Source organism: Ralstonia sp. 22086, from assembly GCF_052045975.1.
Classification (GTDB): Bacteria; Pseudomonadota; Gammaproteobacteria; order Burkholderiales; family Burkholderiaceae; genus Ralstonia; species Ralstonia wenshanensis.
In genome coordinates, this window is the sequence record NZ_JBQEPZ010000002.1 from 469,556 (window position 1) to 486,010 (window position 16,455).

A 16,455-nucleotide genomic window follows, 5' to 3' on the forward strand; every position below is an offset into this window, starting at 1 on the left:
CGACGAACGGCAGAAACGCCGGTGTGAATGGCGGGAAAGATGCGATTCAGGTCGGGCAGTCAGCCCAGCGCGGCGCGCACGCCGGCATCCACCACCGACAGGTGCGCCCGCAGCAAGCGATCGAACCCTTCGGCCGTGACAGGCTTGCCGATGTAATAACCCTGGATTTCCTGGCAGCCCGCCTTGGCGAGGAACTCCACCTGGTCGGCGTCTTCCACACCTTCGGCGGTGACGGTCATGCCCAGGGCGCGCGCCATGGCGACGATGGCCTCCGTCAGCGCCACGGAATCCGGATCGCCCGGAATGCCGGTGATGAACGAGCGGTCGATCTTCACGTTGCTGATCGGGAAGCGCTGCAGATACGACAGCGATGAATACCCGGTGCCGAAATCGTCGATCGAGATCCGGATGCCCTGCGCGGTGAGCGCATCGAACATCGGGCGGACTTCATCCGCACCGCCCATCAGCAGGCTTTCAGTAATTTCGACTTCGAGCGCGGTGGGCGGCAGGCCGGTATCGGCCAGCGTCTGCTCGATCATCGGGACCACGTCGCCGGCCTGGAACTGGCGCGCCGACAGGTTGACCGCCATACGGAAGTCATAGCCCAGCGCCTCGTACCAGATCACGGCCTGTTCGCAGGCGCGCCGTAAGACCCACGCGCCGATCGGCACGATCAGGCCCGTCTCTTCCGCCACCGGGATGAACTCCACCGGCGAGATCGCCCCAAGCTTGGCGCTGTTCCAGCGCAGCAGCGCCTCGGCCCCGACGATGCGATGGCTGGCCAGGTCGTACTTGGGTTGATAGACGAGCTGCAGTTCGTTGTTCTCGCGTGCATCGCGCAGCGCGTTTTCCAGCATGTAGCGGCGTTGCAGCCGGGCGTTGAGCTCGGCCGTATAGAACTGGGCACGGTTGCGGCCGTTCTGCTTGGCGCGGTACATGGCGGCGTCGGCCGAACGCAGCAGGTCGGAACCCGAAATGCCGTCGTGCGGATACAGCGCCACGCCAATCGACACGCCCAGGTAGTACCGCCCGTTGACGGTGTCGAACGGTTCGCGCATGGCCTGCAGCAGACGTTCGGCCAGCAACGCTATGCGCTTTCCCTCGACACGCTGGTCGATGAGGATGACGAACTCGTCGCCGCCCAGACGGGCGATCACGTCGCCGGGGCCGATGCAGTCGGTCAGGCGCGCGGCTGCGCTTTGCAACAGCGTGTCGCCGCAGGCATGGCCGGCGGTATCGTTCACGCTCTTGAAGCGGTCGAGGTCGAGGAAGAACAACGCCAGCTCGCGGCTCTCGTCGCGGGCGCTCTCAATGGTGCTTTCCAGGTGCGCGATGAAGAAGCTGCGGTTGGTCAACCCCGTGAGCGCATCGTGCGCCGCCAGATGGCGCAGGCGCTGCTCCGCGCGCTTGATATCGGTGATATCGGCAAACGACAACATCACGCTGCTGGGTGCCGGCTCGGCATGGCGACGGATGGGGATGATGTTCTGCCGCACCCACATCAGCTCACCGGTCTTGAGCAACAGCCCGTACACGCGGCCGAAGATGGGTTCGCCAGTGCGCAGCACCTGCCCGGACGGCATCATGGTCGCACCGACTTCCTTACCGTCTTCGTCCACCACGCGTTGAATCGGGTCGAGCCGGTTTCGCCCGACGAGCTGCCCCGGGCGCACGCGCAAGATGCGCTCGGCGCTGGCGTTGGCAGCCTGCACCACGCCGTCCGGCGACATGATGACAACGCCTTCGTGCAGGTTCGAGATCGCCAGCCGATAGCGCTCCTCGCTTTCGGCTAGGCCCCGTTCGACGTTGTCCTTCTGAATGGCAACGCCCGCCAGGTGCGTAACGTCGTCGAGGAAATGCTGCTCCTCTTCCGCGGGCATGCACGGTTGCCGATAGAACAGCCCCAGCACGCCAAGCTTGTCGCCGCGCGACGAGCGGATCGGTAATGCCCATGCGGAGACAAAGCCCGCTGCCAATGCTGCCGTGCGCTCGTGTTGCCAGCGCGGGTCGGTCGCAATGTTGTCGATGAAGACGGCGTCACCCAGGTACACGGCACAACCGCATGCGCCGGCATCGGGACCGACGGGCGTGTTCTCCAGCGTGGCGGCATAGGCCGCAGGCAGCGTGGGCGCAGCGGCCACACTCATGGTCTGGGAGTCGGCGTCCAGCAACAACAGCGCCGACATGGCATTCGGATAGACCTGCTCGACGTACAGGCACAGGTGGCGCAGCACGGTCGACAGCGTCGCATTGGAGGCAAGTTGCGCAAGCACGGCGTTCTCCGAAGCGAGCAGACGGCGCGCATGCAGCGCTTCGGCGCGAGCCTGTACGGCGTGGCGCTCCAGCGCATGGCGCGACACGGCCTCGCGCAGCACGAGCATGACGGCGGGCTGACCTTCGTGCTCGCACGCAGCGGCTTCGCTGGCAACCAGCACATGCGTGTAGTCGGCGCGCACCAGACGGTGTTCGACCGGCTGGGCAGAAAGGCCGCTGCTCACCATGCCTGCCAGGCGCGGAATCACCTGGGCAACGTCATCGGGATGAATCAGGCCGGCGAGTTGCAGGCCCGTCAGTTGCGCTGCATCTTGCGCGCCCAGCAAGCGGGCGGCGGCCGGGTTGGCTCGCACCAGCCGCCCGTCCACGGTCAGCAATACCGCGTCGGACGACAGCCGGGACAGCGCGTCGAAATCGGTACCGCGCAGTTCAGTCATCGCCCCCGCCATGGCCGCCATCGGACGTTGCGCGGCCTCGGAGCGCGGCGCAACGTCTGTAGGAGAGGCTCCGGCCTGCGCCGGAAGAAACTGGGTCATGGGCAATGCGATGGCTTGAGCGATAACAGCAACAGCGACGGCAATGGGAAAGCGAGAGGCAGACTACACGTGTCTCGCCCCTAACCACAACGGCGCGCCGGTGGAAAACTGAAGGGTGCAGCGTGTGATACCCCTGAGGGGCGTGTGGTGGCCACCCTACGTTGGCATGACCCAAGAAAAAACCCGCGCTCAGTTGACGAGGCGCGGGTTGAAATCTCTGGACCGTGTCGATCTGTTCCAGAGAGGAGAACTGACCCATGAGGCAAGCGACGCAAAGTTCCGTCGCATCACCATGTTATGAATCATAGTGGTCCCCTTGGAAAAACAAAGGGCGGAAAAGGCCGGATATTCCATCGCATTTTCATTTCCGCCGACCCATTTTTTTGGCACTGCATGAACCCCGTTGCTGCTTGTCCCGTCTGCTTACATCGCCTGCATGTGCGAGCCTTGTGTGCGGTACGTTTCACGATGCCGACGACGCCGGAAAAAATCTCCCCGGCATATTGGTTGGTCGCTACATTGATGAGAATGTTCCAACCTGCCCGATTATGTCGTTCACATGAAGTATTTTGCGCAGGCAAAATCACGCTGGAGTGACCCATGAGGCAGATTGCCGCGTTAAGTTCGCGCGCGGCGTGCCGTTACTGGTCGAAAGAGCGCGTCTGCCCCGTGACCTAGCAGGCGCAAATTGGATGCACGTGTCTGGACTGTCATGCCGTCTCTGTCTCCCCCCAATCGATCGCTTTCACGGCGCACCACGCGGTTGTTGATTGCCGTGAGCGTGCTGGCCGCACTTGTTGCGTTACCCCGCGCGCACGCTTCTACGCCACCCACGGCCGGCACCGCGCCTGCCCCGACCCGACCCGCTGTTGCTGCCGCCGCGCCCACCCCCATCCCGGCGGCCAAGACAGCCAAATCCACGACTGTTGCCTCCACGGCCCCGACCTGCCAGGCGATCATGCAGCGCCTGTCGGGCAGCTTGGCGGCCACGCCCAGCACAGCCGACAAGCCCGGCACCGTAATGATCGACGTCGACAAGGCCGGCGTGATGATGGCCTGCAGCCATTCCGACTCGATTGCCATTCCCGTACCGGGCGGCAAGCCGCGATGACACCCTTCGCCTTCGCACACCGCGCCATGGCCGGCATGCTGGCAGCGCTGGCGGCGCTGTCCATGCCGGTGGCCGGTGCGGAGCGCTGGATCCAGCTGCCCGATCAACCGGACAGTTACGCGTCGCTTGACGTTGGCAGCATCCAGCGCATGCCCAGCGGCCCGGTCAGTGCATGGGTGCGCGTAGAAGCGTCCAACCGTGCGGGCATGCGTTCGCTGCAGCGCATGTTCGGCGCCTTTCGCGGCGACATGGCCGATTTTCTGTACACCGTCGATTGCCGCAGCCGGCAGTTTTCGGTGTCGCAAGCCAAGCTGTATCAAGGCGCGCTGACCGTCAGCGAAAGGCAGCTCGCCAATGATGCGGGCTGGCAACGCGTAGACGCCGTCGGCCTGGCAGGCGAGGTGGCGCGCCAGCTCTGCGGCGGATAGCGCCCCTGCTCTTTGCATCGCATCGCGGTGCCATCGTTGGTAACATCAACGCGTGCGCCCTGCCCCCACATCCCCTTCGTCCCAGCCCGCGGACCCTCGCGTCACCGCAGACGCGAGCGTCTTCGGCACGCTTGCACGCGGCTCGCGCGCATCGCTTGAGCGCGTGACGAATCTGGGCGACGGCGTGACCGCCGCCATCTGGCGCAACGAGCACGACGAGGCGCGCTACATCCAGCCCGAGCACCACACGCTGTCGGTCTATCTGCAAGGCGGCTACACCACGCACCGGCAAGATCTACCGCACCTGTTCGGCGCGCCAGGGCGCGTGTGCATGCTGCCGGCTGAACACCAATCGAGCTGGGTGATCGAGCAGCCCATGCGCTTCGTTCACCTGTATTTCCCGCCCGACGCGCTGGCTGGTCACGCTGTGCGCCTGCTCGACGCAGAGCCCCGCCTGTTCACGCTGCACGACCGCACCTTCATTGAAGACGCCCATCTCGCACAGGCTTGCGCGAACATCGCCCAGCTCGATTGGACCGACCTGGACGACCGCATGCGCGCCAACGCGCTGGCCAATGACACGCTGTCGTATCTCGTGCAGACACAGGGCCGCACGCGGGCGCTGGCTGTGCGCGGCGGGCTGGCGCCGCACGTTTGCCGGCGCATTGCGGCACGCATCGACGCAGAACTGCACCTGCCCCTGTCACTCGGGCAATTGGCGGCAGAAGCGAATCTGTCGGAATTCCATTTCGCGCGGATGTTTCGCGCGTCATTCGGGGCCGCACCGCATGAGTGGGTGATGCAGCAACGCATGGCGCGCGCGCAAACGCTGCTGCGCACAACCACCCTTGCGCTGGCGACGATTGCCGAGCGCTGCGGCTTTGCCAGTGCCAGCCATTTCAGCCGGCGATTTGCGCTGCAGCTCGGCGCGTCGCCGTCGCGCTACCGGCAGGCATGGCACGGGGCTAGGCCGTAGCCTGCCTCGTCAATATGCGAACGACCGTGCATCGCGATCGCCCGGTTCTCCATATCAGCCGAAAAGCTGCGCTGGACTAGCGTTTTCCACGATAGAGGCGCATCGGTGCGCGCAGTAACGTGGAGATGGGTTCCCCATGGAGACCGCCATGTTTACCCATATCCTCCTGCCGACCGACGGCTCCGAGCAGTGCCGCAAGGCCATCGACGGCGCGCTCAAGCTGGCGCGCGCCACCGGTTGCCGTCTCACCGCCTACACGTGCATTGAAGAATTCCCCAACATGGCCTATTCGGCCGGCGTGGGCGAGTGTCCGCATGCGCACTACATGGAAACGGTGCAGGGCTACGCGAAGGACTGCATTGACCGCATTGCAGAGCGCGCCCGCGAAGAAGGCGTGCAGTTCGACAGCGATGTGTCGCAGTTTGCCGAGCCCTATCTGGGCATCCTCGATGCGGCAAAGCGGCACGCATGCGACGTCATCTTCATGGCATCGCACGGGCACCGCAGCCTGATGGGGCGACTGTTGATCGGCAACGAGACGCGCAAGGTGCTGACCTACGCGCACGTGCCGGTGGTGGTTTACCGCTAGAAATCCGTTCTCGGGCTCCGCTGCAGACCGAGAACCGATTCCATCTTTGGGCAGCCGCGAATTACATCATCGGCACCGGTTCCGGCCCGCCTTCGCCGGACTCGAGTTCCGCCACGCGCTGGGCTTCACGCTCGCCCACCTGTTTGCGCTGTTCCGGCGTAAGCACCTGCATGATCTTGGCGCCGGCCTGCGCGCGCAATTGCGCTTCGCGGGCAACAGCGCGGCCGAGCGATTCAGTCAGGGCACGTGCACGCGCTTCGTCATACTGGCCTGACGCCACCATCTGGTGCAAGTCGCGCCGGGCATGCTCGATAGCCTTGCGCTGCTCTCGCGCATCCGGCATCTGCGCATATTCGATGGCGAAAATCTTGTCGCGCTGCTCTTCGCTCAGCCTCAGGCCACGCAGAAAGGGCGCGCCGCCATGATGCGGGCCCATGCCACGCGGGCCGCCGGGGCCCATGCCTGGCCCGCGCTCCATCATGCCCGGACCATGAGGTGCCATGGGTGGCATGGGCGAGAGCGGAACAGCGCCGGGCCCGGCGGTCTGGGCCAGTGCGGCGCACGAAAGCAAAAGTCCGGCGGCAAAACCTGCCACGCGGGAAGTCACAGCGGTCATGTTGAAGCTCCTCATGAGATCGTCGGCCGAGCAAGCCGGCCATACGTTCACTGTAGCCATCGACCCTGCACAAAAGGTGGGCAAACCGAGGAGTTTTCTTGAACCTCAGGCGTCGAGGCGGTAACCCACACCATAGACGGAATGGATCATGTCCGTGCCCGGGCTCACCTGCTCCATTTTGCGGCGCAGATTCTTGATGTGCGTGTCGACCGTGCGGTCGGTCACGATGCGGTGGTCGTCGTAGATCTGCTCGAGCAGATTTGCGCGCGACAGAATGCGCCCCGGAGCGCCCGCCAGTGCTGCCAGCAGGCGAAATTCCACCGGCGTGAGGTCGAGGCGCTGGCCGCGCAGCGTGGCGGCATAGGCGGCACCGTCGATCTGCAAGGCGCTCTCCGGCACGCCACCGGCGCGCTGTACGCGGCGCAGGATGGTCTTGATGCGCGCTACCAGTTCGCGCGGGCTGAAGGGCTTGCAGACATAATCGTCAGCGCCAAGCTCGAGGCCGAGCAGGCGGTCGATTTCTTCCACCCGCGCCGTCACCATGACGATCGGCACTTCGCTGAAGGCGCGCACCTCACGGCAGATTTCCAGGCCGTCCTTACCGGGCAGCATCAGGTCGAGCAGCACGAGTTCGGGTGAGGTTTCGCGAACGCGCTGCGTGGCATGCGTGCCATCGGCCAGCCACTCAGTCTCGTAGTGAGCGGCGCGCAGATAGTCGGTCATCAATGCGGCCAGCTTGGGTTCGTCTTCAATGATCAGAATCATGGTCGGCTAGCGGATCAAGCACATCAAGAATCGGCAGGCGAATGGCGATCCACAGCCCGCCCAACGGCGAATGTCTGGCGTCAATGGTGCCGCCGTGTGCGGCGACAATGGTCTGGCACAGGCTCAGGCCCAGACCGGCCCCGCCCTGCGCCCGGCTGCGTGAGGCATCCACGCGGAACAGGCGGTCGAAGATGCGCGGCAGCATCGCCTCGGGCACGCCCGGCGCGCTGTCCTGCACGTCGATCTGCTGCCAGTCACCGTCCTGATGGACATGCACGCGCAGCGTGCCGCCGGCATCGGTGTAGCGCAGCGTGTTCTCCAGCAGGTTCTGCATGACCTGACGCAGGCGCTGCGCGTCGCCCTTGACCATCGTTGCATGCGACGGCGCTGCTGGCACGTCCAGCTGCAGCGCAATGCCCTTTTCCATCAGGCGTGACGTAAAGCCCTGCACGGCGCTGCACACGGTATCGGCCAGGTCGAGCGGCTCCATGTGGAAGGCGAGCGCGCCCACATCGGCCAGCGAGAGCTCGTACAAATCGTCGATGAGCTTGCTGAGCGTCGACACCTCCGCCTGCAATGACGCGAGCGAGGTGGCCGTCAGCGGGCGCACGCCGTCTTCCAGTGCTTCCAGTTCGCCGCGCAGCACCGCCAGGGGCGTGCGCAGTTCGTGCGAGATGTCGGCCGTGAGCTGACGCCGCATCTTCTGGTTGGCCTCCAGCGAGGCGGCAAGATGGTTGAAATCTGCAGCCAACTCGCCGAGTTCATCGCGCGAATGCACGTCGACACGGGTGGCGTAGTCGCCGTCAGCCATGCGGCGTGCGGCATCGGTCAGCCGGCGCATCGGGGCCAGCAGACCGCGTGCGAGCAGCACCGCCACCAGCGCCGCCAGCAGGACCGACAGCCCCGCGATGATCCACGTAGCGCGCAGCTGCTGCGCCTGGAATGCCTGGTCGGCGCCTTCGGGCACCCGCACGCGCGGCGGCATGGCCAGCCAGCCGACGGTCTGGCCGTTGTGGTGCAGTTCGTGCCATCGGGCGTTCGGCCCGAGCGGTGGCCCGTCGCCAATGATGACGTTGCGCTGCGCATCAAGCAGCCAGATCGGCGAGTGCGGCACGGGCGGCTCGCCGGGCGGATGCGGCGGCATGCTGCCGGCAGGAGGCGGGCCGGGCGGCGGCATGTCTCTGTCCATGCCGCGGTCCGGGCCGGGTGGCAGTGGATCGAAGCGATGGCCTGGTGGCAGGTCGAAGCGGTCGCCGCCCATGCCGTTGGCGCGGGCCCGGGCACCCTCGCGGCGCAGCAGGCGAAACCACGCCATGCGATCGTTGCGCAGAAAATCCCAGTTGCCGTGCTGCGTGTAGGCGGCTTCCACGCCCTGCGCGAGCACGGCCATGCGCTCGGATTCGCGCGCGTTCACGTAGTCGAGAAAGTTTGCGTCAAAGCGCCAGCGCACCGCCGCGCCCATGGCGAGCGCAACAACGATGCTCAGCATGAACAACGCAACGAACAGCTTGGAGGTAATACCGAAAGACGGGCGCATGGATCAGTCAGGGGCTGCCGGACGCCGCCGGCGGGAGCGGTTCCCGCGCTGCCCGGCAGCAGGCACGGCCTCATCTTACCGGGCGCGCTGCCGCAGAAAGCCCCAGCATACCAACCGCCTGTGGGCAAAAAATGAGCGAAATGCGAAGAAAGCGTATGCTGCTGCCACGCTGCACACCCGTAGATTCGCGTATCCCCTTACAAGGAACCGCCCTTGCCCAGCCGGCCGGCCAACCCCGCGTTCTCGATGCGTCGCTGCGCCATGCGCGGCGTGGAAGCGGTCGCCGCAGATTCCGGCCACACCTTCCCGCGCCACACGCATGGCCAGTTCGGCATCGGCATCGTCGATCGCGGGGCACAGAAGTCGTTCAGCGGACGCGGCATGGTGGAAGCCGGCGCGGGCGACGTCATCACGGTCAATCCGTTTGAAGTGCACGATGGCACACCAATCGGCGATGCCGGCCGCGCATGGCGCATGCTTTACCTCGACCCCGGCGTGGTCGCCGAACTGGCGACGGATCTGCACCCCAGCCACTGCGGCGACGCTGAGTTTGACCGCCCGGTCATCCACGACGCAGACCTCGCCCCGCGCATGCGCCTGCTGTTTGCGCAGATGACGGTGCCCGCCGCACAAAGCGATGCACTGCTGCGCGAGCAACTGCTGCTGTCCGTATTGGCAGACGCCCTGCACGCCGCCAGCCACCGCGCCAGCCACCACGCCGACGCAGCCCCCGACGCCATCCGGCTTGCCCGCAACCGCATCGACGATGACCCGGCTGCGGCCATCTCCCTGCTCGACCTCGCACACGAAACGGGCCTGAGCCGTTTCCAGGTGTTGCGCGGTTTTGCCCGCGTGACCGGTCTTACGCCGCACGCCTATCAGGTGCAGCGTCGCGTGGCCCTGGCGCGCCGGCTGATCGCCCAAGGCCAGCCCTTGGCGGACGTAGCAGCCGCCTGCGGCTTTGCCGATCAAAGCCACATGACGCGGCAGTTCGTGCGCAAGTACGGCGTATCGCCGGGCATGGTAGCGGCGGCGCGCTAGCCACATCTTCCTCACCCTCCCCTCGCTGCAATTTCGTTCAAGACGCGCGCATCGCATGGGCCCATCCTGCGGCATCCACACACGCAGGATGCGATATGCCAAAACTGTCCAATCGACTTGAAGGTTGTCTCTACCTTGCGCTGGCGATGGTGCTGGTGGGCAGCACCGTGGCGGCCAGCAAGATCATCGCGGCGGGCCTGCCGCCATTTACGGCGACAGCGTTGCGCTTTGCGATGGCGCTGCCGCTGTTCCTGTTCATCATGCGCATGACGCGCACGCGCTGGCCCGTGCTCGCACGCCGGGATTGGGCACTGCTTTTCGTGCAGGCGGGTGCCGGCAGCGTGGGCTATACGACGCTGCTCATTTCCGGGTTACGGCACACGTCGGCCGCAGACGCGGGCGTCATCATCGGCACGCTGCCGGTCATGTCGGCGCTGATCGCGATCGTGCTGCTGGGCGAACGACCCGGGCGCGCGGTGCTCGGGGCGATTGGGCTGGCCACCGCCGGCGTGCTGGCCATCGCCCTGCAGCCGCGCGGCGGCGCGACACATCCGCTGCTCGGCAACCTGCTGGTGATGGGCGCCGTGGTGTGCGAGGGGCTTTTCATCCTGCTCAACAAGCGGCTGCGCACGCCGGTGCCGCCGCTTGCGCTGTCGGCGCTGATGAGTGCATTCGGCTTGCTGACGGCGCTGCTGCCCGCGCTTTGGGAAGCGCCATGGCAGTTGCACGCATCGACGCAGGCAACACACGCGCTGATGGCCGTGGCGTATTACGCCATCGTGCCGACCGTCGGTGGTTTTGTGCTCTGGTATGCCGGGGCCGCGCGCGTAAGCGGTGCAGAGGCATCGTTGTTTACCGCGCTGGCCCCTGTGGCAGCCGTGGTATTTGCAGCAACGCTGCTCGACGAGGCCGTCAGCGCGCGCCAGGTGGGTGGCATTGCTTGCGTGCTGGCAGCCGTGATTAGCCTTGGCCTGGCGCGTGCACCACGGCCGGCCACATCGACGACGTCTTAAGCTTCAGCCTCGGGGGCTGTCACATCTTCCATACGCTCGATGCGCACGCGCACGATGCGGCGGCTGCCGGCTTCAAGGATCACGAAACGGAGGTCGTGGCGCACCAGCGTGTCGCCCACTTCGGGCAGGCGGTCCCACTGGTTGAAGAGGTAGCCACCCAGGCTCGTGGCACCGCCGCCTTCGTCTAGCAGCCAGTCGACGTGCAGGACATCTTCGAGCTGGCGCAGGTCAGCCTCGCCGGCCACTTCCCAGCAGCCATCGCTGACTTCCACCACGCCCAGGCGTTCGTCTTCATCAGGGAATTCGCCCGCAATGGCCTCGAGCACGTCGATGGGCGTGACCACGCCTTGCACTACGTCCAGCGGATCGGTCACCACCAGCATGCGCCCGCGCGCACGCTTGAGCTGATCCATCAGGCGCAGGATGCCGATGTTGTCGGACACCTTGAGCGCAGGCTTCACGCTGCGGTCTACGTCGATGGAGCCACGGGTGTCGAGATCGCCCATCAGGTCTTTGGCGCGCGCCACACCCAAGAGGTCATCCAGGCCGCCACGGCAGACCGGAAACTGGTTATGCGGCACGGCCAGCAGCAATTTGCGCGTGACGGCCGCATCGGCGTCCAGATCCACCCACGAAATATCGTGGCGCGGCGTCATGATCGAGCGCACCGAGCGCTCGGCCAAGTCCAGCACGCCGCTGACCATGCTGCGCTCTTCGGGGCGGAACACGGTCTCGGGCACGGGCTGGCCAGCATCGTGCGAGGCGGTCTCGTGCGATTCGGACTCTGCCGGCGCGCCACGGCGGTCGCCCAGCAGGCTCAGCACCGCATCGGCGGTGCGCTCACGCAGCGGGCGGCGGCGATCGTAGCGCACGGTATTGCGCTGGGCCACCTGGTTGAAGAACTCGATCAGGATCGAGAAACCGATGGCCGCATACAGATAGCCCTTCGGAATATGAAAGCCCAGGCCCTCGGCAACGAGCGAGAAGCCGATCATCAGCAGGAAGCTCAGGCACAGCACCACCACCGTGCGATGCGCGTTGACGAACTCCGTCAGCGGGCGCGAGGCAAACAGCATGGCGCCCATGGCGATCACCACGGCCGCCATCATCACGGGCAGGTCGTTGACCATGCCCACCGCGGTGATGACGGAGTCGATGGAGAACACCGCATCGAGAATCACCACCTGCGCAATCACATTCCAGAACTTGCCGTGACCGGTGCCGTGGCTTTCGTCCTGCGGTTCGCCGTCCAGACGCTCGTGCAACTCGGACGTGGCCTTGAACAGCAGGAAGAAACCGCCCAGCAGCAGGATGATTGATCGGCCCGACAGATCGACCGGCCCCAGCGTGAGCAACGGCTTGGTGAGCCCGATCAGCCACGACATGGCGGCCAACAGCACCATGCGCATCAGCAAAGCCAGGCCCAGCCCGATCATCCGGGCGCGGTCGCGCAGCGCCGGCGGCAGCTTGTTGACCAGGATGGCAATGAAAACGAGGTTGTCGATGCCGAGAACAATCTCGAGCACCACCAGGGTGAACAGGCCAATCCAGATGGACGGGTCAGCAAGCCAGGTCATAGCGGGAAATAGAAGACAGCAGAAAGACGATCCGCCGATGATAACCGCAGCGCACGCGCGGCCTTGCGCGAATCCCGCGCAAGGTGTTGCAACAAACGGGCCGCGGCGCTTGGAGCCTGGCGCTCAGCGCTGTGCAACGCGGCTGGCGCTTTGGGCGCCGGATTGCGTTGCCCGCACCGGCCGATAGCCGTCGGTAAGCGTCTTGAGGAAGGCCACGATGTCGCGCACGTCGGCCTCGGACAGCACGGGCTTGTCGCCGGGCTTGCCGCCAAACGGCGGTTCCATGTTGACGTTGGCGCGGTATTGGGCGGGCAGGTCATCGAACTTGTCGACCGTGCCGTCCGCCTTGCGCGGATACCACTTCTGCGGCTGGGTGTCGCGCTGGGCGTAGAAGCGCACCGCGTCTTCCAGCGAATGGATGGCGCCGTTGTGGAAGAACGTTTTGCGCAGCGCCACGTTGCGCAGCGACGGCGTGCGGAAGCGGCCGCAATAGTCGGTGCGGTCTTTCAGGTCGGTCCGGTCAGGCCCGCACAGGCCCAGATCGAAGAACTTCGGATCGGCATTGGCTGCGAGCGTGCGGTTGCGCGGTACGCCCACGGCAATGTGACCGAAATCGGTGAAGGCCGGAAACGCCCCGTCCTGTTTGATGGCGCTCACATGGCAGGACGCGCAGTTGCCCTTGGCCGGATCGGCAAAGACCTGCAGCCCGCGCATCTCCTGCGGCGACAGCTTCACCTGTTTGCGCAAAAACGCGTCGTATTTGCTGTCATATGGATAGAACTCGGACGGCGTCTGCTGGAAGACCTCAAGCACCATCAGCGCCGCGCGGAAGGCTGTGTCTTCGTTGTCCAGGATGTCGTTGCCAAACACTTGGCGGAAGGCCTGCGCATGGCGGCCATTGCGCAGCTTGGCCACCACGGCGGCCTGCGTGCCGTTGGCCATCTCGTGCGCAGACAACAGCGGGATGCGTGCCTGGTCGTGTGTGGACGACACGCGGCCGTCCCAGGTGTAGCCCCCGGTCGGGCCCTGGTCTTCCGAGTCGTTACCGTCGTTCTCGTAGAAATGCTCGGTGAACGCAGGCACGTTCTGGATATAGCGCAATGACGGCGCGGCACGTACGCCGGTCTTGCGCATGTCTGCGCCACCCAGCTGCACTGACAGATCATTCGGCGGGCCGTAGGCGTGCGTCGGGCTATGGCAGCTTGCGCAGGACTGCTTGCTCGAAGCAGACAGGGCAGGATCAAAAAACAGCGCCTTGCCCAATGCCGTCATCGCCGGCACCGATGGGCGGCGCGTGGCCATGATCGTGTAGAAGGCTTTTTCGTATGCCGGCGCCGCTGCGGGCTTGGCGGATGTTGCTGCAGCAGCCGCTGCTGCCGGTGCCGAAGCTCCCACGGTTGCGGCATGGGCCACCGCTGCTTCGCCGCGGCCGCAACCGCTCAGTCCGGCCGCCAGCCCAACAAGCACAAGCGCAGAAACGGCGGTCACGCGATGAGTTGCAACAGGCAGAAGGCGGCGCATTTGCGATAAGCGAAATGTTGGGAGCCTTGCAACTTAGCATGGCTCCCATGACACTTTGATGTCGTCAAACGTGTGTCACGTCAGCCCTTGGAGAGGTCCCATGGTGGCAAATGTCTTCAAACGTTCGGTGGTGCCGCTGCTCATCCTGATGTTGGTGATCACGCTGAACTGGGCCGAAATCGGGGCTACGCCTGCGTTTTCATCATCAACTTGTCACACACGAAGCACAGACTCCCGCTCGCTTTCGTCCCCCACACAACAATCCAGGGAAATCATGAGCCGAGCGCTTCGTCTTTTGCCGCTGACCGCGTTGGTTGCGGCCAGCATGTCTGCCTGTGGTGGCAGTGATTCGAGCAGCACTGCCTCCGCGTCCACCTCAGGCGTGGTGACCGGCAGCTACTTCGAGCATGCCAAGGTCTGTATCGACGCCAACAACAACGGCAAGTGCGATTCGGGTGAAACCAGCACCTATACCGATGCGAACGGCGCCTACACGCTGGCAGGCTCCGGCCCCGTTACCGTTGAAATTGGCACGGACGCCTTCCGCAACGATCCGGACACCGGTGCACACACGGCGATCACGCGACCGCTGGTGTTCCGCGCACCGGCCGGCGCCAACGCTGTCGTCAGCGCCATCTCGACCGAACTGGCTGTGCTGATGGACAGCAACGGCGGCGATATCAACGCTGCCAAGACGGCACTCGCCGCCCGCCTGGGCGTGACGGTCGACAAGCTGCTGGAAGACCACAACAAGGAAGCCGACGCCGGCACGAAGGCTGCGCTGCAGGCTGAAATCGACCAGGCCATCGATCTGATCGCCGACGCCGTTGCCAATGGCGGCGACATCGGCAAGAGCCTGCGCGACGGCGTGGCCAAGCGCGTGGCGCTGGCCAACAACGTCAAGACGATCGTGGTGATCTACGCAGAAAACCGCGGCTTCGACAACCTGTACGGCCTGTTCCCGGGCGCCAACGGCATCCCCGGCGTGAACCCCACCTCGACCGGCACCGCTGTTGCGCAGAAGGACTTCGACGGCTCCGTGCTGCCGACGCTGCCGCCCACCTGGGGCGGCGTGACCGCAGCCGGTCAAAGCGTGCAGATCACGCAGGCGTCCACCGCCAATATGCCCAACCAGATGTTCCAGATCGACAGCGCCTCGGGCTTCGGCAGCACGGGCACGGTGGTCGGCCAGAACGTCATCACGCGCGACCTCTGGCACCGCTTCTACCAGAACCAGATGCAGATCAACGGCGGCAAGAACGACAAGTTCGCCGCCTTTGCCGATGCCGGCGGCCTGACCATGGGCTACTACGACGGCAGCAAGATGGCCATGTGGAACATCGCCAAGCAATACACGCTGGCGGACAACTTCTTCATGGGCGCCTTCGGCGGTTCGTTCCTGAACCACCAATACCTGATCTGCGCGTGCGCACCGATCTATCCGAACGCAAAGGCGTCGCCGGCGGTCAATAGCATCGCCAACGTCAAGACGAATGCAGACGGCAGCCCGACCCTCATTCCGGCTGCAAGCTCGGTGATGGCTGGTGCCCCGACCTCGTACGCCGGCGCCGCCGATGATGGCAACGCCACGAAGGACGGCAACCTGACGCCGGTCGACAGCAACGGCAACTCATACGCCGTCAACACGATGCAGCCGCCGTACCAGCCGTCCGGCAACGCCGTGGCCAGCGGCAACACGGCCTACGCCGATCCGACCAAGGCCACCACCCTGCCGAAGCAGTCCACCACCAACATCGGTGACCTGCTGACCGCACGTGGCGTGGACTGGGCCTGGTACGCCGGCGCCTGGAACGCGGCCCTTGCCGACGCTCCGAACGCCACGCGCAGCGTGATCTACAGCGGCTCGATCCAGTTCCAGCCGCACCACCAGCCGTTCAACTACTTCAGCCGCTTCGACCCGGCGACGGCGACCGGCGCTGCTGAACGTGCTGCTCACCTGCGCGACTACGACGCCGCCTTCCTGCAAGACGCAGCCGCCGGCAAGCTGCCCGCTGTCACGTTCTACAAGCCGCAAGGCAACCTGAACCAGCACCCGGGCTATGCCAACGTGGCTGACGGCGACGCGCACATCGCCAACGTGATCGCTCAACTGCAGAAGAGCCCGCAGTGGAAGAACATGGTGATCGTCGTGACGTATGACGAAAACGGTGGCTTCTACGACCACGCCACGGTGCCGAAGGCTGACCGTTGGGGCCCGGGCACGCGTATCCCGGCGATCATCGTCTCGCCGTTCGCCAAGAAGGGTTTCGTTGACCACACCCAGTACGACACGGCTTCGGTCCTGCGCCTGATCACGCACCGCTTCGACCTGCCGACGCTGCCGGGTATCAAGCAACGTGACGCGGCCCTCGTCTCCAACGGCAACAAGCCGATGGGCGACCTGACCAACGCGCTGGACTTCACGCAAGCGCAATAAAGCAGCAGCGCAGTCCTGAGAAAAAGGCGGCCCG

The 16,455-nt window shown here is 65.3% G+C and carries 13 protein-coding genes; 7 read left to right on the forward strand and 6 right to left on the reverse strand.

Annotated elements, in window-relative coordinates:
• Positions 1-59: 59 nt before the first annotated feature.
• A complete protein-coding gene (locus ACTJK6_RS11170; protein ID WP_316870816.1) occupies positions 60-2,810 on the reverse strand; it encodes a sensor domain-containing protein in 2,751 nt (916 codons plus the stop codon).
• A 712-nt stretch (positions 2,811-3,522) separates the two neighbouring features.
• Here ACTJK6_RS11170 and ACTJK6_RS11175 point away from each other — a divergent pair.
• The 4 genes from ACTJK6_RS11175 (at position 3,523) to ACTJK6_RS11190 (ending at position 5,914) form a co-directional block, all read left to right on the forward strand.
• Positions 3,523-3,921, forward strand: coding sequence for a glycoprotein (locus ACTJK6_RS11175; RefSeq protein ID WP_232039751.1), 399 nt, complete (start codon positions 3,523-3,525; stop codon positions 3,919-3,921).
• A complete protein-coding gene (locus ACTJK6_RS11180) occupies positions 3,918-4,349 on the forward strand; it encodes a hypothetical protein (protein ID WP_232039752.1) in 432 nt (143 codons plus the stop codon). Before ACTJK6_RS11175 ends, ACTJK6_RS11180 begins: the two co-directional genes overlap by 4 nt.
• 52 nt (positions 4,350-4,401) lie before the next feature.
• A complete protein-coding gene (locus ACTJK6_RS11185; protein WP_440839055.1) occupies positions 4,402-5,325 on the forward strand; it encodes a helix-turn-helix domain-containing protein in 924 nt (307 codons plus the stop codon).
• A 148-nt stretch (positions 5,326-5,473) separates the two neighbouring features.
• Positions 5,474-5,914, forward strand: coding sequence for a universal stress protein (locus ACTJK6_RS11190; protein WP_112188252.1), 441 nt, complete (start codon positions 5,474-5,476; stop codon positions 5,912-5,914).
• Positions 5,915-5,975: 61 nt separating this feature from the next.
• Here the strand turns inward: ACTJK6_RS11190 and ACTJK6_RS11195 are convergent, their stop codons facing one another.
• The 3 genes from ACTJK6_RS11195 to ACTJK6_RS11205 form a co-directional block, all read right to left on the reverse strand.
• A complete protein-coding gene (locus tag ACTJK6_RS11195) occupies positions 5,976-6,530 on the reverse strand; it encodes a Spy/CpxP family protein refolding chaperone (RefSeq protein ID WP_260801555.1) in 555 nt (184 codons plus the stop codon).
• A 105-nt stretch (positions 6,531-6,635) separates the two neighbouring features.
• On the reverse strand, positions 6,636-7,295 hold the full coding sequence (locus ACTJK6_RS11200) for a response regulator (RefSeq protein WP_316879441.1): 660 nt from the start codon (positions 7,293-7,295) through the stop codon (positions 6,636-6,638).
• Positions 7,279-8,832, reverse strand: a complete 1,554-nt coding sequence (locus tag ACTJK6_RS11205) for an ATP-binding protein (protein ID WP_260801553.1) — start codon at positions 8,830-8,832, stop codon at positions 7,279-7,281. The genes ACTJK6_RS11200 and ACTJK6_RS11205 overlap by 17 nt, the downstream gene beginning before the upstream one ends.
• Before the next feature lie 261 nt (positions 8,833-9,093).
• On the opposite strand from ACTJK6_RS11205, the gene ACTJK6_RS11210 reads away from it, so the two are divergent.
• Entirely contained in the window at positions 9,094-9,873 is a 780-nt protein-coding gene (locus ACTJK6_RS11210) for an AraC family transcriptional regulator (RefSeq protein WP_440839318.1), read from the forward strand.
• 95 nt (positions 9,874-9,968) lie between these two features.
• Positions 9,969-10,886: a DMT family transporter gene (locus tag ACTJK6_RS11215; RefSeq protein ID WP_440839056.1), complete on the forward strand. Its 918-nt coding sequence runs from the start codon at positions 9,969-9,971 to the stop codon at positions 10,884-10,886.
• On the opposite strand, the gene ACTJK6_RS11220 is transcribed toward ACTJK6_RS11215, so the two are convergent.
• Together ACTJK6_RS11220 and ACTJK6_RS11225 are read right to left on the reverse strand one after the other, a co-directional pair.
• Positions 10,883-12,463 carry a TerC family protein gene (locus tag ACTJK6_RS11220; protein ID WP_260801551.1) on the reverse strand — a complete coding sequence of 527 codons (1,581 nt, stop codon included), beginning with the start codon at positions 12,461-12,463 and terminating at the stop codon, positions 10,883-10,885. The two genes, ACTJK6_RS11215 and ACTJK6_RS11220, sit on opposite strands and share 4 nt — an antisense overlap.
• A gap of 123 nt (positions 12,464-12,586) precedes the next feature.
• Entirely contained in the window at positions 12,587-13,984 is a 1,398-nt protein-coding gene (locus ACTJK6_RS11225) for a cytochrome-c peroxidase (protein WP_260801550.1), read from the reverse strand.
• Positions 13,985-14,258: 274 nt separating this feature from the next.
• Between ACTJK6_RS11225 and acpA the strand changes: the two genes are divergently transcribed.
• Positions 14,259-16,421, forward strand: a complete 2,163-nt coding sequence (acpA, locus tag ACTJK6_RS11230; protein ID WP_260801549.1) for an acid phosphatase — start codon at positions 14,259-14,261, stop codon at positions 16,419-16,421.
• The last annotated feature ends 34 nt before the right edge of the window (positions 16,422-16,455 follow it).